We start from the raw sequence: 25,165 nt of genomic DNA on the forward strand, positions 1-25,165 counted from the left end.
TTCGGGATTCGCGACTGCGGCCGACGCGACCGGGCGCGCGGCGTTCGGTTCCGGTGATGCTCAGCGGTAGCGCTTCGGCCCGCATTCGAATCTCCAATCCCGAATCCCTAATCCCGGCTTCTGTCGTACAGCAGGTCCCAGACGCCGTGGCCGAGCTTCTGGCCGCGGGTCTCGAAGTGCGTCTGCGGGCGCCATTCCGGTCGCGGCACGCTGCCGCGCGGACCTGCGCGGTTGGCGAGCCCCCTGGTCGCGTCCAGGACGTCCCACATCTGTTCGGCATAGTCCTGCCAATCGGTGGCCAGGTGCAAGCGTCCGTCCGGCGCGAGCTTGCGCACCAGCAGCTCGGCGAACGCCGGCTGGACCAGGCGGCGCTTGTTGTGGCGCTTCTTGTGCCACGGGTCCGGGAAGTAGATGCGGACCTCGTCGAGGCTGCCGTCGGCGACTTCGTGGTTCAGCACTTCGACCGCGTCGTGGTGGTAGAGCTTCACGTGATCGCTGCCGTCCTCGGCCAGAGCGTTCAGCAGCCGGCCCACGCCGGGGGCGTGGACTTCGATGCCGATCAGATCGCGGTCGCGGTAGTGCTGCGCGGCGTAGCGCAGCGCCTCGCCGTTGCCGAAGCCGATTTCCAGCACGCGCTTGGCCTGGCGGCCGAAGATCGCATCGAAGTCGCGCGGCGCGCCCTGGTAATCGATGCCGAAGCGCGGCCACAGCTCGTCGAACGCGCGCTGCTGGGCCGGGGTGAAGCGGCCCTGGCGCAGCACGAAGCTGCGCACCTGGCGGCGGCCTTCCTCGATCGTGAACGGTTTCGGCGGCGCCTTGTGGCCGTCGCTGGAGAACGGGTCGGTCATCAGCCGATCAATCCGTCCACCGGGCTCGACGCGCTGGCGTAGCGCTTGCGCGGGATGCGCCCGGCCTTGAACGCGGCGCGGCCGGCTTCGACCGCGAGCTTCATCGCGTGCGCCATCAGGATCGGATCGCGCGCGCCGGCGATGGCGGTGTTCATCAGCACGCCGTGGCAGCCCAGCTCCATCGCGATGGCCGCGTCCGAGGCGGTGCCGACGCCGGCGTCGACGATGATCGGCACCTTGGCGTTCTCGACGATTTCCAGCAGGTTGTACTTGTTCTGCACGCCCAGGCCCGAGCCGATCGGCGCGGCCAGCGGCATCACCGCGACGCAGCCGATTTCCTCCAGGCGCTTGGCCAGGATCGGGTCGTCGGAGGTGTAGACCATGACGTCGAAGCCGTCCTTGACCAGGGTTTCGGCCGCGGCCAGGGTCTGGACCACGTCGGGGAACAGGGTGCGCTGGTCGCCGAGCACCTCGAGCTTCACCAGTTTGTGGCCGTCGAGCAGTTCGCGCGCCAGCCGGCAGGTGCGCACCGCGTCGTCGGCGGTGTAGCAGCCGGCGGTGTTCGGCAGCAGGGTGTAGCGGTCCGGCGGCAGCACGTCGAGCAGGTTCGGCTCGCCGGGGTTCTGGCCGATGTTGGTGCGGCGGATCGCGACGGTGACGATTTCGGCCGCGGCGGCCTCGGTGGCCAGGCGGGTTTCGGTCAGGTCCTTGAACTTGCCGGTGCCGGTGAGCAGGCGCGAACGGTAGGTCTTGCCGGCGATGACCAGCGGATCGGAGAAGGCGGTGTCAGTCATCGCGCAATTATGGCCGATGGGGGGCGGGCCGTGGGAGGCGGAGGGCGCGGGCCTCAGGCCGCAAGGCTGACGGGAACAGGTTTTCGCCCCGCTGGCAGAGGTTTCTGCCCCATCTGCCGCTGTGGGAGGGGCTTCAGCCCCGACGCTCTTGCGCCGGATCGACGCGGAGCCAGAGCAAAGCGTCGGGGGCTGAAGTCCTCCCACAACCGCTGAGGCGTGCCCGGAAGCGGCCGGCGGCGCCCGACTTGACCGGATCTGGCGGCAATAGCGCGTCGCGTGTCACGAATCTTTAAGCAGCGGCGTTCAGCATTCTTCGCGGCTGCCGGGCGCCACGCACGGCTTCGGACGGAACCGACGGCAGCGCTCCCTTCCCTCCGAATCCAGCCGCCCCGCCATGACCACTCATTCCCGACCGCTCGCCCGGGCGATCCGCATCGCCCTGGCCGCCAGCTTCGTTTCTCTCGGTTTTTCGACCGTCGCCCAGGCTCAGCAGGCGGCTCCGGCTTCGGCCGCGGGCGCCGGGGCGGGCGAGTTCTCCGCAGCGTCTGCCTTGGCGTCGGCCGGCGAGGCGAAGTCCTCGGCGGTTGACCTCGACAAAGTCGTCGTCACCGGCCGCTCCGGCATCCGCCAGCGCAGCAAGGCCGAGACCAGCTACTCGATCACCGCGATCGAAGAAGACCGCCTGCGCATGCAGGCGCCGACCTCGGTGACCGAAGCGATGAAGTCGGTGCCCGGCTTCTGGGTCGAGGCCAGCGGCGGCGAAGCCAGCGGCAACATCCGCGCGCGCGGCATTCCGGTCGACGGCTTCGGCTCGGTGACCCTGCTCGAAGACGGCATTCCGGTGCAGCACGATCCGGCGCTGGGCTATCTCAACGGCGATCAGGCCTTCCGCCTCGACGAAACCATCGAACGCGTCGAAGTGGTGCGCGGCGGTCCTTCCTCGGTGTTCTATTCCAACGCCCCGGCCGGCGCGATCAACTTCATCCCGCGCACGGTCGGCGACCACGCCGAAGGCGTGGCCAAACTGACCGTCGGCGACTACGGCCTGACCCGCTACGACCTGTTTTTCGGCACGCCGATCGGCGGCGGCTGGAAGCTCGGCCTCGGCGGCTTCTGGCGCACCGACGACGGCCTGCGCGATCCGGGCTATCCGGCCAACGACGGCGGCCAGTACCGCATCAACCTGTCGCGCGCGTTCGAACGCGGCAATTTCAGCTTCGACTACAAGCGCGTGGACGACAAGGTCGCGCTGTACCTCGGCATCCCGATGCGCAGCTACGCCGACGGCAAGATCCGCGGCGTGCCCGGCTTCGACGCCAACGACGGCACCCTGGCCGGCCCGGAAACCCGCCGCATCGGCATGATCCAGGGCGACGGCAGCCTGTACGACTTCGACAACTCGCTCGGCACCCAGGTCAAGCGCGACCAGTACACGGTCAAGTTCGACTACGAGCTCGGCGCCGGCTTCAAGCTGGCCCAGTCGCTGCGTTACAGCGAAACCCGGACCCAGCGCAACGGCGTGTTCCCGCTGACCCTGCAAAGCGGCGCCAAGTTCTTCAACGACGCGGCGGTCAAGAAGCTGATCGCCTCGGTGCCCGGCGCGGCCGGCGCGCAGCTGCGCTACGTCGACGCGCCGAACCAGGTGTTCGACCCGGCCAACCAGAACGGCAACGGCCTGATGACCATCGCCGGCCTGCGCGGCGTCACCATGCCGGTCAACGAACTCATCAGCGACACCCGGCTGATGCGCCGCTTCGAATTCGGCGGGCAGAGCCACGATGTCACGCTCGGGTACTACTACGCGCAGTTCGACCAGGACTTCGACCGCTATTCGTCGAACGTGCTGACCGATGTGCGCGACAACGCGCGCTTGCTGGACCTGGTCGCGGTCGACGCCGCCGGCCGGCCGTTGAAGACGCTGACCGACAAGGGTGTGTACCGCTACGGCTACGAGTGGGAGAACGCCAGCGGCCGCTCGACCACGCAAGCCGTGTACCTGTCGGACGAATGGCAGGTCAACGACCGGCTGCGCATCGACGCCGGCGTGCGTTGGGAGCAGGTCAAGGTCAAGGGTTGGACCGAAGTGCGCAAGCAGGTCAACCTCGGCACGCCGGCGACTTCGCAGATCCTCACCGGCTCGGGCGTGTTCGTCGACTACGACCAGAAGTTCGACAAGATCGGCTGGACCGTCGGCGCCAACTGGCAGTTCGACCCGCTTCAGGGCGTGTTCGCGCGCTGGACGCCGGCGTTTCGCCTGCCGAGCCTGTCGAGCTACATCACCAAGTATTCCAACTGCGATCTGGCCAAGCTCGCCGCCTGCGTCAACGACCCGAACGGCCGTCCGGTGACCCAGACGATGGACCTCGGCGAGATCGGCTACAAGTTCAGCAACGAGCAGTTCGACCTGTTCGCGACCTTGTTCTACACCAAATACGACAACGTCGGCTTCAGCAACTACGTGTTCAACCTCGGCAACGGCGCCTCGACCGTGCAGCAGGGCTACGCCGACACCAAGACCACCGGGCTGGAGCTGGAAGGCTTCTGGACCCCGGTAAGCTGGTTCGACCTGCAGATGACCGCGACGATCCAGGACCCCAAGTACAAGGGCCTGCGCTACACCGAACTGGTCAACGGCGCGCCGGTGCTGCGCGACTTCGTCGACAACCAGCTGATCCGCGTGCCCAAGACCAGCTTCCGGGTGGTGCCGGGCCTGAACCTGCTCGACGACAAGCTGCGCCTGCAGGTGTCGTACGAACACGAGGGCGAGCGCTACGTCGACACCGCCAACTCGGTGCGGCTGCCGTCGTACCACGTCGTCAACGCCAGCGCGCGCTACGAGTTCGCGCCGGGGCTGAGCCTGTTCCTGTACGCCGACAACCTGACCAATTCGCTCGGCCTGACCGAAGGCAACCCGCGCGCCGGCGAGCTGCAAAGCGCCGATGCCGGCGCCAACACCTTCATCGCCCGGCCGTTGCTCGGGCGCGGCTATCGCGCGGCGCTGATGTACAAGTTCTGATGGTTGCGGCGCGCAGCGCGTTGCCGGCGTATCGTGCCGGGTTTCGAAGCGGAGAGCGGTGAGATGAAGTCCTGGATGTTGCCGATGCTGTCGTTGGGACTGTGCTGCGCGCTGGCGGGCGCGGCGCGCGCGCACGACGAACCGGCCGCGCCGCGGCCCGTGGACCCGGCCTGCAAGCTCGGCGCGCCCGACGCCGCGCAGGCCGGGCCGGATTGCGCCGAGGCCTGGATCGACCGCAACCTGAGCCTCGCCGACGTCCAGGCCATCGGCACCCACAACAGCTACAAGCGCGCGATTCCGGCCGAGGAACTGGCCGCGCACCGCGCCCGCGACGCCGTCGGCGCGGATTCGCTCGACTACGCCCACGCGCCGCTGCACGAACAGCTCGAACTCGGCATGCGCCAGCTCGAGCTCGACGTGTACTACGACCCCAAGGGCGGCCGTTACGCGCATCCGCCCGGCGCCTTGCGCCAAGGCTACGGCGAAGCCGGGCCGTGGCCGCCGGGCGTGGCCGCGCAGATGGCGCGGCCGGGGTTCAAGGTCATGCATCTGGCCGATATCGACTTCCGCAGCCAGTGCATGCTGTTCGTCGAGTGCCTGCAGCAGATCCGCGCATGGTCGCGCCAGCATCCGCAGCACGCGCCGATCCTGATCCTGATCAACGCCAAGGACGGCCGCGGCGGCCCCGGCGCGGTCGCGCCGCTGGCGTTCGACGGCAAGGCCTTCGATGCGCTCGACGCCGAAGTGCGCTCGGTGTTCCCGGCCGACGAGTTGATTACCCCCGACGATGTGCGCGGCAAGGCCGCGAGCTTGCGCGAAGCGGTGGTGGCCGGCGGCTGGCCGCGGATCGGGGCGTCGCGCGGCAAAATCCTGTTCGCGCTCGACGAGGAGCCGCGCAAGGTCGCGCTGTACCGCGGCGCGCGGCGTTCGCTGCAGGGCCGGGCGATGTTCGTCAACGGCGACGAAACCTCGCCGGACGCGGCGTACCTGACGATCAACGATCCGATCGCCGACGGCGAGCGCATCCGCAAGGCGGTGCAGGCCGGCTTCCTGGTGCGCACCCGCGCCGATGCCGACACCGTGGAATCGCGCCGCAACGATCCGCGCCGGCGCGAGGCGGCTTTCGCCAGCGGCGCGCAGTTCATCTCGACGGATTATCCGAAGCCCGACCTGCGGTTCAGCCGCTACCGGGTGACGTTCCCGCGCAGCGAAGTGGTGCGGTGCAATCCGGTGCGGGCGCAGAGCCGTTGCGATCGGCGCGCGGTCGAGGCGCCGGAGAAGCACGACTGAGGGCGGGTTTCACCGAGTTGCCGATGCTTGCCAACGAGTTGCCGATGAGTACCGACCTGCCGATTCACCCGCGTCGTCTCAGCCGTCATTCCCGCGAAGGCGGGAGTCCAGGGCTTCATCGCGGCATGACTCTGAAGTCTCTGGATTCCCGCGTTCGCGGGAATGACGGTGGACAGTGGCGCGGGTCGGGTGGGGGAGGGCGCGGTCTTTTGCTGCGAGCGACTACACGCTTCGCAGCGATCGCACTGCTGGCCGCGTTGATCGCGGCGCCCGCATTCGCACGGCCGGACAGCGCATCCAGTGCTTCTGCACGCATACATCCCGAGCCTCACGCCGCCACCGACATAGTCCTGCGAGGCCGCATCACCGGCGCCGACAATCAAACCTACCGCGAACTCCCGTTCCAGGTCCCCGCCGCCACCGCCCGCATCGAAGTCGAGTTCGACTACGACCGCACCGACAAGACCACCATCGACCTCGGCCTGATCGGCCCCGGCGAATTCCTCGGCCGCGACGGTTTCCGCGGCTGGAGCGGCGGCAACAAGCGCCGCTTCACCGTCGCCGCGGCCGACGCCACCGCCTCGTATTCGCCCGGCGCGCTGGCGCCCGGCGAGTGGAAGCTGCTGCTCGGCATCCCCAACATCCGCGCCGGCCGCAGCGCCGCCTACACCGCGCGCATCCGCCTGGTCCCCGCCGCGCAGCCCGATGCGATACCGCAGGAACAGCGCGCGCCGCTGCGCGCCGAACCCGGCTGGTACCGCGGCGACCTGCACATGCACAGCGCCCACAGCGACGGCAACTGCGCGACCCAGAGCGGCGCGCGCGCGCCGTGTCCGCTGTACCTGACCGCGCGCGCCGCGGCGAACGCCGGCCTGGACTTCGTCGCGGTCACCGAACACAACACCGTCTCGCATCTGCCGGCGCTGCGCGAACTGCAACCGCATTTCGACCGCCTGTTGCTGATCCCCGGCATGGAGATCACCACCTTCCAGGGCCACGCCAACGTCTTCGGCGTGCGCGCGCCGGTCGACTTCCGCGTCGGCAGCGCCGCGGTGCCGGACTGGAACGCGGTGCTCGGCGAAATGCAGCGGCGCGGCCTGTTGGTGTCGATCAACCATCCGATCCGCCCGTCCGACGAGCGCTGCATGGGCTGCGGCTGGACGCCGGCGCCGGCCGCCGATCTGAACCGGGTCGGCATGGTCGAAGCGATCAACGGCGGCGACGCCGACACGCCGGGCTCGGGCATCGCGTTCTGGCAGCGTCAGCTCGACGCCGGCCATCGCCTGACCGGCGTCGGCGGCAGCGATAACCACGACGCGCCGACCGCGGCCGAAGAACCGTTCGGCCCCAGCCGGATCGGCCGGCCGACCACGGTGGTGCATGCGCGCGAACTGTCGGAAGCGGGGATTCTGCAGGGGCTGCGCGAGGGCAACGTCTTCGTCGACGCGTTCGGCAGCCGCGACCGGTTGCTGGAAGTGCGCGCAGCGCACGGCGGCCGCGAGGCGGCGATGGGCGGCGAATTGGCGGTCGCTGCGGGCGAACGCGCGCGGGTGTCCGCGCAGGTGCGCAACCTCGCGGGCGGACGGGTGGAGACGATCGTCGACGGCGTGCGCAGCGATCTGATCGCGCAGCCGCAGGTCAGCGCGGCGCAGCAGTCGTTCGAATTCCAGTGGCCCAGCGACGGCCGCCGGCATTGGTTGCGCATCGACGTGCGCGATGCGCAGGGGCGGTTGGCACTGATGGGGAATCCGGTTTACTTCAACTGGCGTTGAGGGTGTTGCGTCTGCGCGGCGCGGGAATGGATGCGTCGTAAGCGTGGTGTCGCGGTCGCGGCTCGCGCCGCTCCTACATGGAGCCGATGTAGGAGCGGCGCGAGCCGCGACCGCGACACCGCAACTACCTCGAACGCGTCATCGCAGCCGCACACCCGCGCAGACCGCGGGCCTCAACCCCCACCCAACGCATGCACGATCTCGACCTTGTCGCCATCGGCCAGCGCCGTCTGCGCATGCCGCCCGCGCGGCACGATCTCGCCGTTGATCTCCACCGCCACCCGCCGTTCGCCGAGGCCTTCGGCCGCGAGCAGTTGGTCGACGGTGACCGGCGCGGCCAGGGCGCGCGCTTCGCCATTGAGCAAAATATTCATGCCGGCATTGTCGCCGCTGCGCCGCGCCGCGGCCAGCGCGGGGCCAACGCCGCCCGCGCCGCCGCCCACGTCCGCGAACGCCTTGCCGGGCGCGCGTTTGCGCCGCCGCGACGGCCGCACCGCGAACCTCGCCGCCGCCGCCCGCGCCCGAAAACGCCAAGCCCGGCAACAAACGCCGCAGCCCGCGGCGTGACCTCCGGCCCCGGTACGCCCGCCGCCTTGGGCGCATAATCCCGCGCCGGGGAGCCCGGCGCGCATCCGCGGCTTTGCCGCGCTGCGCCTTGCCAGGCTCGCCGCCCGCGTGTTTCGATTCGCGCCATCCGCCAGCGTATGTCCGTCGCAGGCAGACCTTTCGGCGTTCGCGCCCGACCCCGGGCCGCGGGCGCCGCCACCGCTCGTCCTCAGCAAGGAAGTCCATTGATGAAAACCGCTCGTACCGCGCTGGCCGCCGCCCTGGCGCTGGCCGCCGCTCCGGCCTTCGCCGGCGGCCCTTATTCGCAGACCGTGTTCATCGGCGACAGCCTCACCGACTCGGGCCACTTCCGCCCGGCGCTGATCCAGGCGGTGGGCCCGAACGGCGCGCTGATCGGCCGCTTCACCACCAACCCGGGCCTGGTCTGGTCGGAATGGCTGGCCGACTACTACGGCACCAACGCCAACAGCGACAACCAGGGCGGCACCAACTACGCCGTCGGCGGCGCGCGCACCGGCACCAACACCAGCGGCGCGCTCGGCCCGATCGACTCGCTGGCGACCCAGACCACCAAGTACCTCGCCGCCAACGGCGGCCGCGCCGATCCCAACGCGCTGTACACCGTGTGGGGCGGCGCCAACGACCTGTTCGCGGTCGCCGGCGGCGCGCCGGCGCAGGCCACCATCGGCAATGCGGTCACCGCCCAGATCGGCGTGATCGGCGCGCTGCGCAACGCCGGCGCCGAATACATCCTGGTGCCGAACATTCCCGACCTCGGCTCGACCCCGCAGTTCCGCGCCGGCGGCCCGGCGCAGATGGCGGCCGGCAGCCAGCTCGCCACCACCTACAACAACGCGCTCTACAACGGCATCGCCGCGGCCGGCCTGCGGGTGATTCCGCTGGACACCTACAACCTGATCCGCGAAGTGGTCAACAACCCGGCGCCGTTCGGCATCAGCAACGTCACCGGCACCGGCTGCAACCCGCAGATCACCGCGTCCTCGGTGACCTGCAGCCCGCTGACCTACGCCTCGCCGGACGCGCCGAATTCCTACGCCTTCGCCGACGGCGTGCACCCGTCGAGCCGTTCGCACCAGATCCTCGCCGACTACGCGATCTCGGTGCTCGAAGCCCCGCGCTTCATCGCCCTGCTGCCGAACTCGGCCTCGATGACCGGCCGCGCCCGCGCCGAGCAGGTCGCCGGCCACGCCGAACGCGGCGACGGCGAGGGCATGCGCTGGTGGAGCAGCGTGCGCGGCGACTTCCAGCGCTATGGCCACGGCGATGTCTACGACGGCGCCGGCCCGGCCCTGACCGGCGGCGTCGACTGGACGAGCGGCAACCTGGTGTTCGGCGCCTTCCTCGGCTACGGCCAGCAGAAGCAGGACTTCGGCCTGCGCAACGGCAGCTTCGACCAGAAGGACACCAGCATCGGCGGCTTCATCGGCTGGTACGGCGAACGCGCCTGGGTCAACGGCCAGCTGAGCTACACCAAGCTGGACTTCGACATCGACCGCAAGGTCAACCTCGGCCCGGCCACGCGCACCCACAGCGGCTCGGCCGACGGCAAGAACGTCACCGCCGCGCTCAACGCCGGCTACGAGTTCGGCGAAGCCCTGCGCCACGGCCCGGTGATCGGCGTGGTCGCCCAGCGCATCGACGTCGACGGCTTCAAGGAAAGCGATCCGACCCTGTCGACCTCGCTGGCCTACCCGGACCAGAGCTTCGACTCGCTGATCGGCAGCATCGGTTACCAGGTCAACTACACCTACAGCGAAAGCTTCCGCCCGTACGCGCGCCTGACCATGGACCGCGAGTTCGAAGACGCGCCGAAGAACGCGCAGGCGCGCCTGCAGACCGTCGGCAACCTCGGCTGGTACTCGGTCAAGAACCGCGAGTTCGACCAGGACTACGGCACCTTCCTGTTCGGCGCGCGGACCAAGCTGTTCGGCCTGGACGCCAACCTCGGCGCCAGCGTCACCTTCAACCAGGACGGCGGCAACAACACCACGGTGTTCGCGCAGGTCGGCGGCGGGTTCTGAAGCCGGCGCGGCGGCCTTTGCGGCCGTCGGCGTTCGATCGTGAAGCAAGCGATACGGAAACCGGGCTGTGAGGCCCGGTTTCTTTTTGCGCCGGTGTTTGCGGCGACCGGAATCGACAGCGTCGGGCCTGAAGGCCCTCTCGCACAAGCGTCAAGGCCGGATGCTCGTGGGGGAGGGCCTTCAGACCCGGCGTCTTCCGATCAGAACGGGACCGCCCATGCCGCACCGATTTGCCTCCCGCGCCGCCGCGTCATAGACTTCGACCCGACGCGGGTGTAGTTCAATGGTAGAACTGCAGCTTCCCAAGCTGCTAGCGTGGGTTCGATTCCCATCACCCGCTCCATCTTTTCCCGACGGCGCGCAAGGCGCCGGGCAAGAACGGGCTTCCTGCGAACGCCATCGCCGCTCAGAACGCTTCCGTCGAAGGGTTCGGGCCTATCCGCGCGTCGGACCGATGCGGACGCGAACCAAGCAAGCGGCAGCGTCGGCGCGGCGTGGGCTCAACGCAGGCGCTGCAACTCCTCGGCGGACAACTCCAACAGCGCGCCAAGCTCGACCGGATCGAGCACCCCGGCGAACGCCCGCACCTGCGCCTTGGCCACGCCCGCCGACGGATCGGTCGGATGCGCGACGACACCCGCCAGCAAATGCCACAGCCGCCGCTTGTCCAGGCTTTGCTGCGCCTGCCAAAGCGCTTCCCGGCGCGAATCCGGAAAGCGCTGTCCGAGCCGATAGTCGATCAGCAAATCGAGCTCGCCGCGCCGCGTGCGGCGTTCCTCGTCTTCGCTCGGCATCGGCGCCGCGCCGTCGTGCAGCGCGACGATGCGGCGCTCGTATTCGTCCCGGGTCAGTTTCGGCCCGAAATCAGGTAGCCGCCGGTCCTGCGAGGTCGAGGTCATACGCCACCGCCACGATGTCGGGGTCCGCCAACACGATGCGCTCTTCCGGGGAAAGGTCAAGCAAGTAGCGGTAATTCTCCTCGCTCAAGGTTTCGGCGAGATCGTCCTGCAACTGCAAGGTCAGTGCGTCGAAGGCCGCGACGAAGGCCAGTGCGTCGCGCGTGGCGGCGAAGGCCCGCTCGGCGTCGATGCGGTTCTGTTCGAAATCGCTGCGCGCGGCGAACAGCCCCTCGCGTTCGGCGCGTTGCAACGACAACTGCGTGATGCGTTCCTTGTGCTGCACGAACAAGGCGAAATGCTCCATCTGGAATCCGTAGGCGTCGGCTTCGTCGTCGAGCGCGCGCTGGAAGCGGTCCTGGTACAGCGCCCGGACTTGCGCCATGTAGTCGTCGTCTTCGCAATCCGGCGGCGCTTGCTCGCCCTCGGCTTCTTCCTCGTCGCCAGGTTCCTGGTAATCCTCGCGCGGCCCTTGCAGGCATTCGTCCAGATCGCCGGTCACGCCGGGGTGTTGGTCGAACGGCGCCGAGCACCTGCCCAGCGGACCGCGCGGGCGGCCGTAGACGCCGAAAGCCAGGCTCGACAGCGAGTAACCGCGCGCGCCGGCGACGGTGATCGCGGCCGGAAACAACACCCGGTTGGCGGCCTGATGGCAGACGCCGTTGACCAGGTAACAGGTAATGCCCCCGCGTTCTTTGTAGCCGGCGATGGCGTCGGCGCGCCGGGTGCTGCCTTCCCCTTCGCGCAGCATGCGCCCGCCGGTCTTGCCGCCCCAGCAACCCCACGCCCTGCCGCCGCTGCCGCATTCCACGTAGGTGTGGTCGGCGAGGTTGAAGAACAGTTGGGTCGGATAGGCGCGCGCCCTGAGAATTCCCATACATCACCCCCTGTGATCGATGGATCGCGCTGGACGCGCGTCGGTTCGCCGGCTCGATGGGGAGCCGGTCATCCATGACAACGCAGTTCGGGGTCATGGCCTGCCATGGATCGCGGTGGATATTTTCGTTTTGGGCGTCTCGTGGCACTCCGAATCCATTCAAGACTTGGCGGTCCGAGGTTCGGGCTTAGCGCAGACGGAGAAAAACCCGGCATCTGCCGTCGCCTCGATCGCAGCCCGGGATCGCTGGTGGCTCGGCCTGTCGTGCGGCGTCGTCGGTAGCGGATGCGATCCATCGCGGCGCCATCGCAGCAGGACGCGACGACAACAAAGCGGGACGCAGCGGATAACTCGCCTGCGCGATTCTCGATGAGGCTGGCCCCGGACCGATTCCAGATCGGCGCAGCGCGCCCTGGGCATCGGCCATCCACTTCGCTTTCGAGGAACCGGCCATGAAAACCAAGCTCGTAAAAACCTCCTTGTTCGCGCTCGGCCTGGCGTTGACCCAGGCTGCGACTCCGGCCTTCGCGGCTTACTCGTGCTGGGGCAAGCTGGATGAGCTCGGCATGGGCAATGGCGACAAGCCTGGGGTGTTCATCCGGCTCAACACCACCGGGCTGGTATGGGTGGTGTGCTCGATGAATGAGGACGCGAACTGCCGAGCCTTGTATTCCCTGCTGCTGTCCGCGCAGTCCAGCCCGAACCGGCCCAACATCGGCCTGTTCTTCGCCGACGACGGCAAGACCTGCGCGACCAAGGGCGACTGGGTCTTCGCCAAGCCTTACTACACGGTCGTCACCGACGACTACTGAGCCGATTCCGCGCCGCCTCGGCGCGCGGGGAGCCGCACGCCGCCAGGCCGCTCACAGCGATTTTCGCTACAGGAGGCCGAAATGGCCAATTCATCATCCAGCCGCCCATCGCGCGTGCTCGCCATCGCGCTTGCGGTCGCTTGCGCGCTGGCTTCGCCAGCGTATGCGGCGCCGGTTGCGCCCGGCAGTGCGGACGAAGATCTGCCTATCCAACAGTTCATCGTGCAGTTCAATCCTGACAGTCCGGAATTCGAGGACGGGCAGGCCTTGCAGCTCACCCTGGATCGTATCTCCGCCGGTCTGAGCGGGCCGGGCCTCAAGCCGTTGCGGCTCACTCACGAGCGCAGGCTGGCGACGCTGGTCGATCTCATCTCCGTCGATCGGCCGATCACCGCGGACATCGCCCAGTTGCTGATGCGCGCGGTGCTCGCCGACGGCAGCGTGATCCGGGTGGAGTCCAACGTGTGGTTGCGAGGCTACATGCAGCCGAACGATCCCGACTATTCGCGCCAATGGCATTACTTCGATCCGGCCGGCGGCGCCAACTTGCCGCCAGCCTGGAACGCCGCGGCCGGAGAAGGGCAGACGATTTCGGTCATCGACAGCGGTTACCTCAACAACGCCGACGCCGACGGCAACATCGTCGGCGGCTACGATTTCGTCAGCCAAGCGACCGGCCCCGGCGCATCCGACGACGGCGACGGTCGCGATCCGAATCCCTACGCCTCCTCCGGCAACCAGCACGGAACCCATGTGGCGGGCACGATCGCGGCGATCACCAACAACGGCTTCGGCGGCGCCGGTGCAGCGTATAAATCCAAGTTGCTGCATGCACGCGTGACCGGCAACAACGGCCTCGGCCTGCTGACGGATGTCATCGACGCGCTGGTATGGTCGGCCGGCGGCGAAGTGAACGGTGTGCCGCGCAATCAAAACCCCGCCGACGTCATCAACATGAGCATAGGCGGCAGCGGAAGCTGCAGCGCGTTCTTTCAGCAGGCGATCGACTTCGCGGGGTCGCGCGGCGCGGTGGTGGTGGTCGCAGCGGGCAACAACAACGCCGATGCCGGCGGATTCCAGCCGTCGAGCTGCGACAAGGTCATTGCGGTCGCGGCCAATACGATCGAGGGCAAGCGCGCTTCGTATTCAAACTACGGAGCGGCGGTCGACATCACCGCTCCGGGCGGCGACAGCGCGCGCGGCGTGTATTCCACGGTGAATGGCGGCTATGGCTACAAGTCCGGCACTTCGATGGCCGCGCCGCACGTGTCCGGCGCGGCCGCGCTGATGCGTGGCGTGTTCCGCTGGTCGCCGGACAGCATCGAGCGGGTCCTCAAGGAGACCGCGCGACCGGGACCCAGCGGTTGCTCGGCCGGTTGCGGCGCGGGAATCCTCGATGCAGGCAAGGCCGTGGCCAGGGCCGCAGAGGCCAAGGCCAGCTTGGTCAATCTGGCGCCGATCCTCAATGAGCTATGGGCGGAAGACTGACCCTGTCGCCGGCGCGTCGGCGGTCGGTCGTCGCGTCGGCGACCTGAGGCCGGCCGGAGCGGATCCAACTGCGGAAATCGTTTGCGGCGTCCTGGCAGTCTACGCCGTCCGCATGCGGGCGGTCGCCGCTCGCGAACGCGCCGGCGCTGTCGCGTGTCGCCGCGCAGTGCCAGCGACGCGCCTCGTCGCGCGGCGGGTGCCCGAACCGATGGCGATAGCTATGGCTGAACTGCGAGGCGCTGGAGAAGCCGTAGCGCCAGGCCATGTCGCCCAGGCTGGGCCGGGCCAACGCCGGGCAGGTACGCAACTCGTGTTGAGCCGCCTGCAAGCGCAATTCCTGGAGAAAACGGCGCACGCCGCCGTCGGCGGCGAAGATCCGGTACAGGACCGAACGCGATACGCCGACTGCGCGGGCGATCTGCGTCGGTCCCAACTCAGCGGTCTGCAGGTGCGCGCGGATGTAGTCTTCGATGCGCCGGCGTTGTCGATGCAGCGGCGCCTCGCCGCCGGCGACGTCCGTCGCGCCGACGGCGTATGCGGACAACAAGGCGGTTAGCGAATGCGACAGCCAACTCGCGCCAGACGCCGGCCAGCGGTCCTGATGGCGCGCGATCGCGCGCAGATAACCGGGCAGCAAGGGATACCGATCCGCATCCAGGCGCATGCCATGCATCGACCGGGCCTGCGCCGGCAGGCGTTCGCGCGGAACCATCAGCATCGCGGCGCGCCCGTGCGGCCAGATCCAGTGCGAAGGCTGGGTCATGTCGACGACCACGATCTGTCCATTCCGGGCTCGCACGTGGCCGCGATGGGTGGTCAGTTCGATGCTGCCGCCGAGGCAGAGATGGAAATAATAGTGATCGAATTGCTCGTGGTTGAGCAGCGGCGAATCGCGTCGCGCCTGCACGAACTGACCGGGTCGGATGCGCGCGACGCAACGCCCGACCAAAACGCCGTCGAGATTGCTGCCGTCGAAATCGCAGCGCAGGCCGATGTCGCGATCGGAAGAATTCAAGTCGAACAGCAACTGCTGCCGGCGCCAGGCGTCGAAGGCCTGTTCGCCGCGATAGGCGGCGGTAGAAAAGCGGTAACGGCGCACGCGCTCCATGCCTGCTCCTTGCATGCCGATGCTTTGCGTTTTCCTTGACCGCGAGCCGGCCGATCGGTCCGCAAGCGGTAATGCTTCGTCTACATTGCGCAGCATTCGATGGGGCGACAGGTTTTTTCTCCGCGCGTCGCAACGATTATCGCGACGCGTGCCGCAGATTCGAATGCCAATTTGCCAGTGGGTGCTTTTTTTGTGCGGATGCTGCACTGATTCTTTCGCATCGCTCCGGCTATGCGGCGCGATGCGGTGCCCGCTCAGTCCGTGCGAGCGATTCGGCGGCCGAATACAGCCCGCAGGCAGTCGCTGGGGGCGCCTGCCGCAGGGCCGGGCCGATTCGACGCTCGGTTGGTGCGACGGCTCAGGAACGGCAGGCGCTCATGGCGCAACCGCATCGCGTGGGAACCTCGAACGGACCGGATCGAGCATCCGTGCTTGCGCCCGGTGTTGCGGCATATTTCCTTGCCGACGACTTGCGGTCCGCGGCCTGCCGAGTGCGGGCGCTTGGGCGATGTTGACGCCTCGATTCAAGGCCCCATCGGGCCTCCGCTTACTCCTCGCGCACCCGATACACCGCCTGATCCTTGCCCGCGCGCTTGGCCTCGTACAACGCCATATCCGCGATCCGCAGCAACGGCGCATAGCTCTCGCGATGCGCCGGCGCGGCGGTGGCGACGCCGACGCTGACGGTGACGATGCCCGACGGCGCGGCCGGGTTCGGCAGGGCCAGCGCGCGCACCGCGGAGCACAGTTGCTCGGCGATCAACAGCGCGCCGCTGGCCGGCGTGGACGGCAGCACCACGGTGAATTCTTCGCCGCCGTAGCGCGCGGCGAGGTCGGCGGGGCGCTGCAAGGTCTGGCGCATGACGCCGGCGACTTCCTTGAGCACTTCGTCGCCGGCCAGATGGCCGTAGTAGTCGTTGTAGAGCTTGAAGTTGTCGACGTCGAGCATCAGCACCGAGAACTCGGTGCCTTCGCGCAACGCGCGGCGCCATTCGGCGTCGAGATAGGAGTCGAGGTAACGGCGGTTGTTGAGCCCGGTGAGACCATCGACGTCGCTGAGCCGGCGCAGGGTCTCGTTGAGTTCGAGCAGGCGCTTCTGGTGCTCGCTGAGCACCCGGTAGGCTTCGTCGCGCTCGATCTGGTTGAGGTAGGCGCGCGCATGGTGGCGCACGCGCGCGATCAACTCGATCGAGTCGGGCAGCTTGACCAGATAGTCGGTCGCGCCGGTGGCGAAGGCCTGGCTCTTGACCACCGCGTCTTCCTTGCTCGACAGCACGATCACCGGCACGTGCTTCAGCACCGGATGGATGCGGTAGTGATGGACCAGGGTCATGCCGTCGACGCCGGGCATGACCAGGTCCTGCATGATCACGTTCGGGCGCAGCGCCTCGGCGGTGGCGACCGCTTCGTTGGCCTGGGCGCAGTAGTGGAAGTCGATGTCGGCCTCGCTGGCCAGCGCGCGGCGCACGGCCTCGCCGATGATCGGCTGGTCGTCGACCAACAGCACCACCAGCCGTTGCTGGCGCGAGTGGGGATGCGGCTCGTTGAAGCCGGAAAAAGTCGGGTCGCTCATGGGATGGCGTTCGGGTTCGGGACGAAGAGGTCGCGCAAGCGCGCGGCGATGCGGTCCAGCGGCAGGATCTCGACCGCGGCGTCGAGTTCGGCGGCGGCCTTGGGCATGCCGTAGACCGCGCTGGAGGCGCGGTCCTGGGCGATGGTGTGGTGGCCTTGCTGGCGCAGCCCGCGCAGTCCGGCGGCGCCGTCGCGGCCCATGCCGGTCAGCAACACGCCGACGATGGGCCCGCGCCAGTGCTCGCCGACGCTTTTGTAGAACACGTCCACCGACGGCCGATACGGCAGCTCGGCGGGTTCGTGCACGTAGTCCAGGCGGCCGTCGGCGCGCAGCGCCAGATGGTCGTTGGTCGCCGCCAGCAGCACCTGCCCGCATTGCAGGGTGTCGCCGACGTTGGCGGTGCGCACCGGCAGGCGCGAGTAGCGGCCGAGCCAGTCGGCCATGCCGGGCGCGAATTTTTCGTCGATGTGCTGGATCACCGCGACCGCGCCGGAAAAGTCCGCCGGCAATCCTTCCAGCACCCGCGCCACCGCCGACGGGCCGCCGGCGGACGCGCCGATCGCCAGCAGCTTGCGTTCGGACGCCTGCACCGGCGCGCGCGGCGTGGAGGCGCGCACCGGCGCGGCGGACAGGCGGCCGATCAGGTCGATCTTGGCCAGCAGCTTGTCGGCGCCGCGGTCGTGGTCGCCGGCCAGCGCCGGCAGGTCGGTGGCGTCGAGCGCGCCGTGGCCCATCGCTTCGAACACCATCGCCGCGTTGGCGCCGACGCTGACGGTCACCACCAGGATCGGGCAAGGGCTCTCGGCCATGATCCGGCGGGTGGCTTCCACGCCGTTCATGCCGGGCATCACCAGGTCCATCAGCACCAGGTCCGGGGTGTCGCGCGCGCAGCACGCCACCGCCTCGGCGCCGCTGGCCGCGGACCAGGCCACGCGGTGGTCCGGACGCCGCGCCAGCACGCGCCGCAGCGCTTCGGTGGCGATGCTCAGATCGTTGACGATGCCTATTCTCACGCGGCGGTTCCGGGGTCGTTGTGCGATTGCGGCGTCGCTTGCAAGCGGCTCATGCCAGCGGTCCTCCGATCAGATCGGCGACCGCCTGCATCAGCGCTTCCTCGTCGAAGCCGGCCTTGCTCAGATAGAAGTCGGCGCCGGCGTCGAGGCCGCGGCGGCGGTCTTCCTCGCGGTCCTTGTAGGACACGATCATCACCGGCAGCTCGCGCAGGTGCGGATCCTTCTTGATCAGTTCGACCAGTTCGATGCCGTCCATGCGCGGCATGTCGACGTCGGTGACGACCAGATCGAAGCGGCTCAGCCGCACCGCGTTCCAGCCGTCCATGCCGTCGACCGCGACTTCCACCGCGTAGCCGGCGGTTTCGATCAGCTTGCGTTGCAGTTCGCGCACGGTCAGCGAATCGTCGACCACCAGCACGCGCCTGCGTTCGACCGCGGCGGCGCCGTCCTGGTGGCGGACCTGGGCCAGATGGCCGGTCGCGACCAGCCGTTCGATCGAACGCAGCAGGTCGTCGGTGTCGACGATCAGCACCGGCGCGCCGTCGTCGAGCAAGGCGCCGGCGGCGATGTCCTTGACCTTGCCCAGGCGCGGGTCGAGCGGCTGCACCACCAGTTCGATCACATTGCCGAAGCGGTCCACCGCCAGGCCGTACAGGTGCTCGCCGTGGGCGCCGCCGATCACCACCACCGGCAGCTGCGCGCCGGCGGTCGCGCCGTCGCCGCCTTCCAGCACCTGGCGCGCCGACACCAGGCCGATCTCGCGGCCGGCGAGTTCGAAATACTGCCGGCCTTCCAGCGAACGCACCTGCTCGCGCGAGACCAGCGCGGTGGCGACGATGCGCGCCAGCGGAAACGCGTAGGCCTCGCCGCCGATGTCCACCGCCAGCGCGCGCAGCACCGAGGTGGTCAGCGGCAGCTGCAACTGGAAGCGGGTGCCCTGGTCGGGCTGCGAAAACACCCGCACGTTGCCGTGCAGCTGCTTGGCCATGTTCTGCACCGCATCCAGGCCGACCCCGCGGCCGGAGATGTCGGTGACGGTGTCGCGCAGGCTGAAGCCGGGCAGGAACAGGAATTCCAGCAACTCGTCCTGGTCGAAGCGCTGCGCGGTGTCTTCGTCGGCGAGCCCGCGCGCGATCACCGCGCGGCGGATGCGTTCGGCGTCGATGCCCTGGCCGTCGTCGCCGATCTTGATTTCCAGGCGGCCGGAGACGTGGTGCGCTTCGAGCCGGACGACGCCTTCGGCCGGCTTGCCGCGCGCCAAGCGCTGCTCCGGCGTTTCGAGGCCGTGATCGACCGCGTTGCGCAGCAGATGCCCCAACGGCGCTTCCAGCCGCGCCAGCACGTCGCGGTCGACCGGCGTGCGGCTGCCGACGATTTCCAGCCGCGCCTGCTTGCCGAGTTCGTGGGCGAGGTCGCGGACCATGCGCTTGAAGCCGCGGGTGCCGTCGGCGAACGGGCGCATGTGGCTTGCCAGCGCTTCGTCGTACAGGCCGTGGGCGACGCCGGCCAGGCGCCGGTCGAACGCATCGAGCGCGGCGACGCGTTCGCCGAGCAGGCGCTGGCCTTCGGCCAGGTCGGCTTGCGCGCGCGCCAACAGCTCGGCCGAAGCCGGATCGGAGGCGAGCGCGGACGTGCGTTCGGACAGACGGTCCAGCGCCAGCGCGCTGCGCCGTTGCAGTTCCTTGACCCGCGCCAGCGAGCGGATGTAAGGATCGAGCCAGCGCGATTCCACCAAGGCTTCGCTGGCCAGCCCGAGCATGCGGTGCAGGTTGCGCGCGGCGATCCGCAGCACGCGTTCCTCGCCTTCCTCGGCGGGCGCGTCGTGCGGCGCCGGATCGGCGTCGGCGGCGGCCGGCGGCGCGGCGTCGTCCGCTGCCGGCGCGGCCAGCGCGGCGGCGAGCGCGGCGCGGAATTCCAGCACCGGCGCGGATTCTTCGTCGGCCCAGGCGCCGGCCGCTTCGGCCGGGGTGTCGGCGATGCGGCCGAGCAGGTCGACGCCGCGCAGCAGCGCGTCGACGATCCCGCGGTGCAGGCGCAAGCGGCCGTGCTGCGCCTCGACCAGACAGTCTTCCATCGAATGCGCCACCGCCACCGCCGCGCCGAGGCCGACGATGCGCGCCGCGCCCTTCAGCGAATGCGCCGCGCGCATGCATTCCTCGAGCGTCGCCGCTGCGGTCGGGTTGCGTTCGAGCGCGAGCAGGTTCTCGGTCAGCGTCTGGCGCTGGCCGTCCGCTTCCATGCGGAACAGGTCGTGCAGCGAAAGGTCGCGCAGGGAATCGTTGCTCATGAGATCTGCCGGTTCAGCGCGTGCACCAGCAAGCCGGCGTCGAGCAGGCCGATGCGGCGTTCGCCCCACGGCAGCACGCCGGTGGCGAAGCGGGCCAGGGCGTGGGCGACGGTCGAGGGCACCGCGCGCACGTCTTCGGCGTCGTAGCGATGGCTGCCGTGGACTTCGTCGGCCTCGAACGCCAGCGCGCCTTCGGGCGCGGCCAGCACCACCAGCCGGCGCGCGACGGTGCCGGTGCGCGCGGCGACCGGCGCGCCGGTCTGCAACAGCGCCGGCAGCGCCACGCACACGGTCAGCCGGCCGCGCACGTTGACCACGCCGCGCAGCGCGGCGTCGCGCCGGTGCGGCAGGCGGTGCACCGGGCGCAGCTCCAGCACTTCGTCGATCAGCGCGGCAGGCAGGCCCAGCCATTCCTCGCCGAGGCGGAACACGAACGCGCCGGCGCTGGCGCGCAGTTGCCGCGGCGCGCCCGCGGCCAGGCGCGCGGCCGCTTCGGCCAGTTCCTCTTGCGCCGGCGTGCGTTCCAGCAGCCGCGCGACCGCGGAGCCGGCGTTGCCGGGTTCGTTCGCGCTCATCTCAGGCGCTCCTGCCGCGGTGGCGCGACGCGCGCTGGCGCATCAGCCGCGCGCCGGCGGCGTCGCCCTTGGCGTCGAGCAGCAAGGCCAGATGCATCAGGCTCTCCGTGTGGTCGGGTTGCAGGTACAGCGCCTTGCGGAACGCGTCCTCGGCGCGCGCGTCCTCGCCGGTGGCGCCGTGGATCAACCCGCTGAGGTACAGCGCTTCGGCGCTGGGGCCGTGCGCGCGCAGATGCGCCTGGCAGATCTCGGCGGCCTGTTCGAAGGCGCCGTGGTCGGCGAGGCGGCGCGCTTGTTCCAAGGTCGCGGCGATCGTCGCGGTGGCTGCGGCGGCCGCGACCGGCGTCGGCGCGGGCCGCACCGCGGGCCGCGCGATCGGCCGCGCCGGCGGCGCGCGCAACGGCGCCAGCGCCGGCGCGCGCCAGGGTTCGGGCACGGCGAGCGCCGGCGGCGCGCTGCGCTGGCGGCGGAACGCGGCGGCCATCGGCATCTGCGCCGAGGCGTAGCCCAGCGACAGCAGCAGCCCGGTCTCGGCCGCGCCGACGAACAGCAGGCCGTCTTCGGCCAACGCGCGCGCCAGCACGCCGACCGTGCGCACCTGGGTGTCGGGGTCGAAATAGATCAGCAGATTGCGGCAGAACACCGCGTCGTAGGTCGCCTGCGCCGGCAGGAAATCGAGGTCGAGCACGTTGGCGCGATGCAGGCGCACGCACTGCCGCACCTGCGCCGACAACTGCCAGCGGCCGTGGCCGAGCGCGCGGAAGTGGCGGTCGCGATAGGCCAGCTCGCGGCCGCGGAACGAATTGGCGCCGTACACCGCATGCGTGGCCTTGGCCAGCGCGCGTTCGCTGATGTCGTAGGCGTCGATGCGCAGCCGCTCGGGCGTCCAGCCGGCGTCGAGCAAGGCCATCGCCAGGGTGTAGGGTTCTTCGCCGGTCGAACACGGCAGGCTCAGCAGCCGCAGCGTGCGCGAGCCGTCGGCGCGCAGCGGCGCGAACGCGCGCGCCAGCGCGTCGAACGCTTCGACGCCGCGGAAGAACCAGGTTTCCGGCACCACCACCGCTTCGATCAGCTCTTGCTGCTCCAGCGGTTGGGCCAGCAGCCGGCGCCAGTACGCGCCGGCATCGCCCAGGCCGGTCGCGCGCAGGCGTCCGGCCACCGCGCGCGCGACCACGCCGGGGCCGACCGAGGACGCGTCGAGCCCCATCGTGGTCTTGAGCCAGCGTTCGAACGCACTGGCGTCCATCAGGCCTGCGCCGCCTGCTGGAACAGCAGGTCGTGGACGTCTTCGGGCAACAGCTCGCGCACGCCGATGCGTTGCAGCAGACCGTGCGCGTCGCGCGCGACCGGGCCGAGGTAGCGCGCCGCCGGCTGCTCCACGCCGCTGGCGGCGAAATCTTCGGCTTGCAGGCGCACGGTATCGACCACGCGTTCGGCCAGCAGGCCGAGCCGGCGCGCGTTGCCGGCGCGGTCGGCGTAATCGGCCAGGACGATGCGCGTGCTCATCGCTTCGCGCGCCGGCCGCGCCAGCGCCAGCCGGCACAGGTCGATCACCGGCACCACTTCGCCGCGATAGTCGAACACCCCGGCCACCGCGTCGTGCGCCTGCGGCAGGCGCCGCAGCTGCACCCGCGGCAGCACCGCCGCGACCGTCGCCGCTTCGATCGCGTAGCGCTCGGCGTCGAGTTGGAAGACCAGGAACAGCATGCGCGTCTCGGACTCCGCCGCGCTCAGGACAGCAGCTTGAACTTGACCACGCCGTCGCGCAGCCCGGCGCTGACGTGGTGCAGTTCGTCGATGGCCTGGTTGGACTGGCGCAGCGCTTCCACCGTCTGCTGCGCGGCCTCGCTGAGCTGGCTCAGCGCCAGATTGATCTGCTCGGCGCCGGCCGACTGCGCCTGCACGCCTTCGTTGACCGCCTCGAAGCGCGGCACCATCGCCTGCACGTTGTCGATCACCTGCGACAGCTGGCCGCCGACCTGCTGCACGTCGTGGGTTCCGCGCCGCACTTCCTCGGAGAACTTGTCCATGCCCATCACGCCGGCCGAGACCGCCGACTGGATCTCGCGCACCATCTGCTCGATGTCGAGCGTGGCGACCGCGGTCTGGTCGGCGAGGCGGCGGATCTCGGTGGCGACCACCGAGAAGCCGCGGCCGTATTCGCCGGCCTTTTCCGCTTCGATCGCCGCGTTGAGCGAAAGCAGGTTGGTCTGGTCGGCGACCTTGGTGATGGTGGTGACGACCTGGCTGATGTTGTTGGCCTTGTCGGCCAGCACCGCGAGCTTGGCGCTGATCGCGGCGGTGGCGTCGATCATGCGCCGCATCGAATCCTCCATCTCCGCCAGCCCGGCCTGGCCGCTGCCGGCCAGCGCCGAGGTCTGCTCGGCCGCGGCCGAGACGGTGTCCATCGTGCGCACCAGTTCCTTGGAGGTGGCGGCGATCTCGCGCGAGGTCGCGCCGATCTCGGTGGTGGTCGCGGCGATCTGCGCGGCCGAGGCCTGCTGCTCGCGCAAGGTCGCGGTGATTTCGTTGATCGAGGAATTGACCTGGATGCCGGACGACTGGACCTGCCCGACCAACTGCGACAGATCGTCGGTCATGCGGTCGTAGCCCTGGGCGAGGGTGCCGAACTCGTCGCTGCGCGCCAGCGCCAGGCGCTGGCTGAAATCGCCCTTGGCCATCGTGTCGACCGCGCGGGTCAGCTTGAGCATCGGCTGGGTGATCGCGCGCAGCAGGAAGAAGCCGACCAGCGCCGACAGCACCATCGCGGTCAGGAACGACAGCGCGATGCCGGTCTTGGCCGCGGCGATCGCGGTGTCGATGCGCTTGAGCGAATCGGTCGCGTAACCGTGGTTGTTGCCGAGCATCGTCGACAAGGTGGCGTTGTTGCGCTCGAACACCGGCGCGGCGCGCTCGCGCCAGGCCGCGCCGAGGCCGGGCGCGCGGTCGTGCGCCATCCGCAGCAGCTCGGTCTGCAGCGCGAACGCGGCCTGCGCCTGGCGCATCATCTCGCCGAACTGGGCGCGGTCGTCGGCGCGGTGGATGGTGCGGTCGTAGGCGGCCGCGGCGGCTTCGAACTCGCCGCGGCGCTTGACCACCAGCGCTTCCAGGCGGTCGATGTCGTCGTTGGCGGCGGCCATGGTCGTGGCGCGCACGTTGGCGTGGTAGGTCATCCACGTCGATTCCATCTTCGCCGCGGCGTACATGCCCGGAATCGAGTCGTCGCGCAGCGCGGCTTCTTCGGCTTCGATGTGCAGCAAGCGCTGCCAGGCGATGCCGCCCATCAGGGCGAGCACGCCGAAGGTCACGGCGAGGCTCAGCAGAATCCGCTGGCGAATGGTGATGTTGATCATGATCGGTTCCGTGCGGAGGCCGTCGGGGTCGCTGGCGTGGGTCGGCGCGATGTCGCGGCGCGGCGGGGGGAGGGTGGGAGCGCCGCCGCGGACGGCGCCCGCGCCGGGCATCGTGGGCGCCTGGGGCGGTGCCGGCTCCCCGGTACCGGTCGCGTCGGCTTCGCTACCGCCACGTTCGATCCACGTCCAGAGAGTGGTTATAGGTGTAGTTGCAGCATATGGAAAAGGTTGAAAACTCACAATTGTTGCTAAAGCAATGCGCGCCGCAAGGCGGATCGGGCGGCCCGGCCCGGGGCTGTCGGGCGAAGCCGGGCGGCCATCGCGCGGCCAGCCGGTGCCGGTGCACGGCCGTGGTCGCGCGAAAGCGTGATATGAACGCTTGCGGCTGCGGTGGTTTGCCGCACCCGCCGGGACGGCCGCCGCGAGCCCGCCGCCTTGCCGGCTTCGGTATACAAAAACGCGCACACTACGCCGCACCCAGGAGCCGCCCATGCCCCAGACCGTCATCCCGCAACTGCGCATCCTGCGCGCCGACCGCAGCCTGCCGTTCTACGTCGACGGGTTGGGCTTCGCCGTCGACTGGGAACATCGGTTCGAACCGGGCTTCCCGCTGTTCGTGCAGATCACCCGCGAAGGCCAGACCCTGTTCCTGACCGAGCACGTCGACGATTGCGAAGTCGGCGGCGCGGTCTACCTGATGGTGCCCGACGTGGACGAATGCCACCGCCGCTTCCTCGCCAACGGCGTGACCGCGGACGAACCGCCGCAGGACACGCCGTGGGACACCCGCGAGATGCTGATCAAGGACCCGGACGGCAACCGCCTGCGCTTCGCCGCCGATCGCGGCTGAAGGC

General features: G+C 69.6%; 20 protein-coding genes, 1 tRNA gene and 1 pseudogene. 8 read left to right on the forward strand and 14 right to left on the reverse strand.

The window, feature by feature from the left end; all coding sequences use genetic code 11:
- Window positions 1-107 precede the first annotated feature (107 nt).
- The 3 genes and pseudogenes from trmB to JHW38_RS26070 form a co-directional block, all read right to left on the reverse strand.
- The gene (trmB, locus tag JHW38_RS21595; protein WP_207523351.1) at window positions 108-848 is read right to left on the reverse strand and encodes a tRNA (guanosine(46)-N7)-methyltransferase TrmB; all 741 of its coding nucleotides are present in this window, start codon (window positions 846-848) and stop codon (window positions 108-110) included.
- A complete protein-coding gene (locus JHW38_RS21600) occupies window positions 848-1,642 on the reverse strand; it encodes a thiazole synthase (protein WP_207523352.1) in 795 nt (264 codons plus the stop codon). Before JHW38_RS21600 ends, trmB begins: the two co-directional genes overlap by 1 nt.
- A gap of 117 nt (window positions 1,643-1,759) precedes the next feature.
- Window positions 1,760-1,846, reverse strand: a pseudogene (locus tag JHW38_RS26070) (DUF6053 domain-containing protein); the annotation flags it as partial.
- A 190-nt stretch (window positions 1,847-2,036) separates the two neighbouring features.
- Here JHW38_RS26070 and JHW38_RS21605 point away from each other — a divergent pair.
- The 3 genes from JHW38_RS21605 (at window position 2,037) to JHW38_RS21615 (ending at window position 7,720) form a co-directional block, all read left to right on the forward strand.
- The gene (locus JHW38_RS21605) at window positions 2,037-4,658 is read left to right on the forward strand and encodes a TonB-dependent receptor (protein ID WP_242691025.1); all 2,622 of its coding nucleotides are present in this window, start codon (window positions 2,037-2,039) and stop codon (window positions 4,656-4,658) included.
- A gap of 63 nt (window positions 4,659-4,721) precedes the next feature.
- Window positions 4,722-5,948, forward strand: coding sequence for a phosphatidylinositol-specific phospholipase C1-like protein (locus JHW38_RS21610; RefSeq protein ID WP_242691027.1), 1,227 nt, complete (start codon window positions 4,722-4,724; stop codon window positions 5,946-5,948).
- 209 nt (window positions 5,949-6,157) lie between these two features.
- Entirely contained in the window at window positions 6,158-7,720 is a 1,563-nt protein-coding gene (locus tag JHW38_RS21615) for a CehA/McbA family metallohydrolase (protein ID WP_242691029.1), read from the forward strand.
- Between the two features lie 173 nt (window positions 7,721-7,893).
- On the opposite strand, the gene thiS is transcribed toward JHW38_RS21615, so the two are convergent.
- Window positions 7,894-8,094 carry a sulfur carrier protein ThiS gene (gene thiS / locus JHW38_RS21620; RefSeq protein ID WP_207526461.1) on the reverse strand — a complete coding sequence of 67 codons (201 nt, stop codon included), beginning with the start codon at window positions 8,092-8,094 and terminating at the stop codon, window positions 7,894-7,896.
- 441 nt (window positions 8,095-8,535) lie between these two features.
- Here thiS and JHW38_RS21625 point away from each other — a divergent pair, with 441 nt between their 5' ends.
- Both JHW38_RS21625 and JHW38_RS21630 read left to right on the forward strand, forming a co-directional pair.
- On the forward strand, window positions 8,536-10,329 hold the full coding sequence (locus JHW38_RS21625; protein ID WP_207526462.1) for an autotransporter outer membrane beta-barrel domain-containing protein: 1,794 nt from the start codon (window positions 8,536-8,538) through the stop codon (window positions 10,327-10,329).
- Window positions 10,330-10,598: 269 nt separating this feature from the next.
- Window positions 10,599-10,672 (forward strand) — tRNA-Gly (locus JHW38_RS21630).
- A 157-nt stretch (window positions 10,673-10,829) separates the two neighbouring features.
- Here the strand turns inward: JHW38_RS21630 and JHW38_RS21635 are convergent.
- The gene (locus JHW38_RS21635; protein ID WP_207523354.1) at window positions 10,830-11,228 is read right to left on the reverse strand and encodes a hypothetical protein; all 399 of its coding nucleotides are present in this window, start codon (window positions 11,226-11,228) and stop codon (window positions 10,830-10,832) included.
- On the reverse strand, window positions 11,194-12,102 hold the full coding sequence (locus tag JHW38_RS21640) for a hypothetical protein (protein ID WP_207523355.1): 909 nt from the start codon (window positions 12,100-12,102) through the stop codon (window positions 11,194-11,196). Before JHW38_RS21640 ends, JHW38_RS21635 begins: the two co-directional genes overlap by 35 nt.
- Before the next feature lie 452 nt (window positions 12,103-12,554).
- On the opposite strand from JHW38_RS21640, the gene JHW38_RS21645 reads away from it, so the two are divergent.
- Both JHW38_RS21645 and JHW38_RS21650 read left to right on the forward strand, forming a co-directional pair.
- On the forward strand, window positions 12,555-12,914 hold the full coding sequence (locus JHW38_RS21645) for a hypothetical protein (RefSeq protein ID WP_207523356.1): 360 nt from the start codon (window positions 12,555-12,557) through the stop codon (window positions 12,912-12,914).
- 81 nt (window positions 12,915-12,995) lie between these two features.
- Window positions 12,996-14,402 carry a S8 family serine peptidase gene (locus tag JHW38_RS21650; RefSeq protein ID WP_207523357.1) on the forward strand — a complete coding sequence of 469 codons (1,407 nt, stop codon included), beginning with the start codon at window positions 12,996-12,998 and terminating at the stop codon, window positions 14,400-14,402.
- On the opposite strand, the gene JHW38_RS21655 is transcribed toward JHW38_RS21650, so the two are convergent.
- The 8 genes from JHW38_RS21655 to JHW38_RS21690 form a co-directional block, all read right to left on the reverse strand.
- Window positions 14,377-15,717 (reverse strand): helix-turn-helix domain-containing protein, encoded by a 1,341-nt coding sequence (locus JHW38_RS21655; protein WP_207523358.1) that lies wholly within the window; start codon window positions 15,715-15,717, stop codon window positions 14,377-14,379. The two genes, JHW38_RS21650 and JHW38_RS21655, sit on opposite strands and share 26 nt — an antisense overlap.
- A gap of 340 nt (window positions 15,718-16,057) precedes the next feature.
- Window positions 16,058-17,083 (reverse strand): diguanylate cyclase, encoded by a 1,026-nt coding sequence (locus JHW38_RS21660; RefSeq protein ID WP_207523359.1) that lies wholly within the window; start codon window positions 17,081-17,083, stop codon window positions 16,058-16,060.
- On the reverse strand, window positions 17,080-18,096 hold the full coding sequence (locus tag JHW38_RS21665; protein WP_207523360.1) for a chemotaxis response regulator protein-glutamate methylesterase: 1,017 nt from the start codon (window positions 18,094-18,096) through the stop codon (window positions 17,080-17,082). The genes JHW38_RS21660 and JHW38_RS21665 overlap by 4 nt, the downstream gene beginning before the upstream one ends.
- 49 nt (window positions 18,097-18,145) lie before the next feature.
- Entirely contained in the window at window positions 18,146-20,383 is a 2,238-nt protein-coding gene (locus tag JHW38_RS21670; protein ID WP_207523361.1) for a hybrid sensor histidine kinase/response regulator, read from the reverse strand.
- On the reverse strand, window positions 20,380-20,958 hold the full coding sequence (locus JHW38_RS21675) for a chemotaxis protein CheW (RefSeq protein ID WP_207523362.1): 579 nt from the start codon (window positions 20,956-20,958) through the stop codon (window positions 20,380-20,382). Before JHW38_RS21675 ends, JHW38_RS21670 begins: the two co-directional genes overlap by 4 nt.
- Before the next feature lies 1 nt (window position 20,959).
- Complete coding sequence (locus JHW38_RS21680; protein ID WP_207523363.1) at window positions 20,960-22,204, reverse strand: CheR family methyltransferase; 1,245 nt, start codon at window positions 22,202-22,204, stop codon at window positions 20,960-20,962.
- A complete protein-coding gene (locus JHW38_RS21685) occupies window positions 22,204-22,665 on the reverse strand; it encodes a chemotaxis protein CheW (protein ID WP_207523364.1) in 462 nt (153 codons plus the stop codon). Before JHW38_RS21685 ends, JHW38_RS21680 begins: the two co-directional genes overlap by 1 nt.
- A 23-nt stretch (window positions 22,666-22,688) precedes the next feature.
- Window positions 22,689-24,311, reverse strand: a complete 1,623-nt coding sequence (locus JHW38_RS21690; RefSeq protein WP_207523365.1) for a methyl-accepting chemotaxis protein — start codon at window positions 24,309-24,311, stop codon at window positions 22,689-22,691.
- Between the two features lie 490 nt (window positions 24,312-24,801).
- On the opposite strand from JHW38_RS21690, the gene JHW38_RS21695 reads away from it, so the two are divergent.
- The gene (locus tag JHW38_RS21695) at window positions 24,802-25,161 is read left to right on the forward strand and encodes a bleomycin resistance protein (RefSeq protein ID WP_207523366.1); all 360 of its coding nucleotides are present in this window, start codon (window positions 24,802-24,804) and stop codon (window positions 25,159-25,161) included.
- Window positions 25,162-25,165 lie beyond the last annotated feature (4 nt).

It is taken from the genome of Lysobacter enzymogenes (assembly GCF_017355525.1).
GTDB classification, from domain to species: Bacteria; Pseudomonadota; Gammaproteobacteria; order Xanthomonadales; family Xanthomonadaceae; genus Lysobacter; species Lysobacter enzymogenes_C.

What these genes read in the sequence shown, in the direction of transcription:
- JHW38_RS21640 (WP_207523355.1), bottom strand. Translation starts at nt 12,102, where the DNA reads ATGGGAATTCTCAGGGCGCGCGCCTATCCGACCCAACTGTTCTTCAAC.
- JHW38_RS21695 (WP_207523366.1), top strand. Translation starts at nt 24,802, where the DNA reads ATGCCCCAGACCGTCATCCCGCAACTGCGCATCCTGCGCGCCGACCGC.
- JHW38_RS21690 (WP_207523365.1), bottom strand. Translation starts at nt 24,311, where the DNA reads ATGATCAACATCACCATTCGCCAGCGGATTCTGCTGAGCCTCGCCGTG.
- JHW38_RS21610 (WP_242691027.1), top strand. Translation starts at nt 4,722, where the DNA reads ATGAAGTCCTGGATGTTGCCGATGCTGTCGTTGGGACTGTGCTGCGCG.
- JHW38_RS21650 (WP_207523357.1), top strand. Translation starts at nt 12,996, where the DNA reads ATGGCCAATTCATCATCCAGCCGCCCATCGCGCGTGCTCGCCATCGCG.
- JHW38_RS21600 (WP_207523352.1), bottom strand. Translation starts at nt 1,642, where the DNA reads ATGACTGACACCGCCTTCTCCGATCCGCTGGTCATCGCCGGCAAGACC.
- JHW38_RS21645 (WP_207523356.1), top strand. Translation starts at nt 12,555, where the DNA reads ATGAAAACCAAGCTCGTAAAAACCTCCTTGTTCGCGCTCGGCCTGGCG.
- JHW38_RS21635 (WP_207523354.1), bottom strand. Translation starts at nt 11,228, where the DNA reads ATGACCTCGACCTCGCAGGACCGGCGGCTACCTGATTTCGGGCCGAAA.
- JHW38_RS21685 (WP_207523364.1), bottom strand. Translation starts at nt 22,665, where the DNA reads ATGCTGTTCCTGGTCTTCCAACTCGACGCCGAGCGCTACGCGATCGAA.
- JHW38_RS21675 (WP_207523362.1), bottom strand. Translation starts at nt 20,958, where the DNA reads ATGAGCGCGAACGAACCCGGCAACGCCGGCTCCGCGGTCGCGCGGCTG.
- JHW38_RS21605 (WP_242691025.1), top strand. Translation starts at nt 2,037, where the DNA reads ATGACCACTCATTCCCGACCGCTCGCCCGGGCGATCCGCATCGCCCTG.
- trmB (WP_207523351.1), bottom strand. Translation starts at nt 848, where the DNA reads ATGACCGACCCGTTCTCCAGCGACGGCCACAAGGCGCCGCCGAAACCG.
- JHW38_RS21670 (WP_207523361.1), bottom strand. Translation starts at nt 20,383, where the DNA reads ATGAGCAACGATTCCCTGCGCGACCTTTCGCTGCACGACCTGTTCCGC.
- thiS (WP_207526461.1), bottom strand. Translation starts at nt 8,094, where the DNA reads ATGAATATTTTGCTCAATGGCGAAGCGCGCGCCCTGGCCGCGCCGGTC.
- JHW38_RS21660 (WP_207523359.1), bottom strand. Translation starts at nt 17,083, where the DNA reads ATGAGCGACCCGACTTTTTCCGGCTTCAACGAGCCGCATCCCCACTCG.
- JHW38_RS21680 (WP_207523363.1), bottom strand. Translation starts at nt 22,204, where the DNA reads ATGGACGCCAGTGCGTTCGAACGCTGGCTCAAGACCACGATGGGGCTC.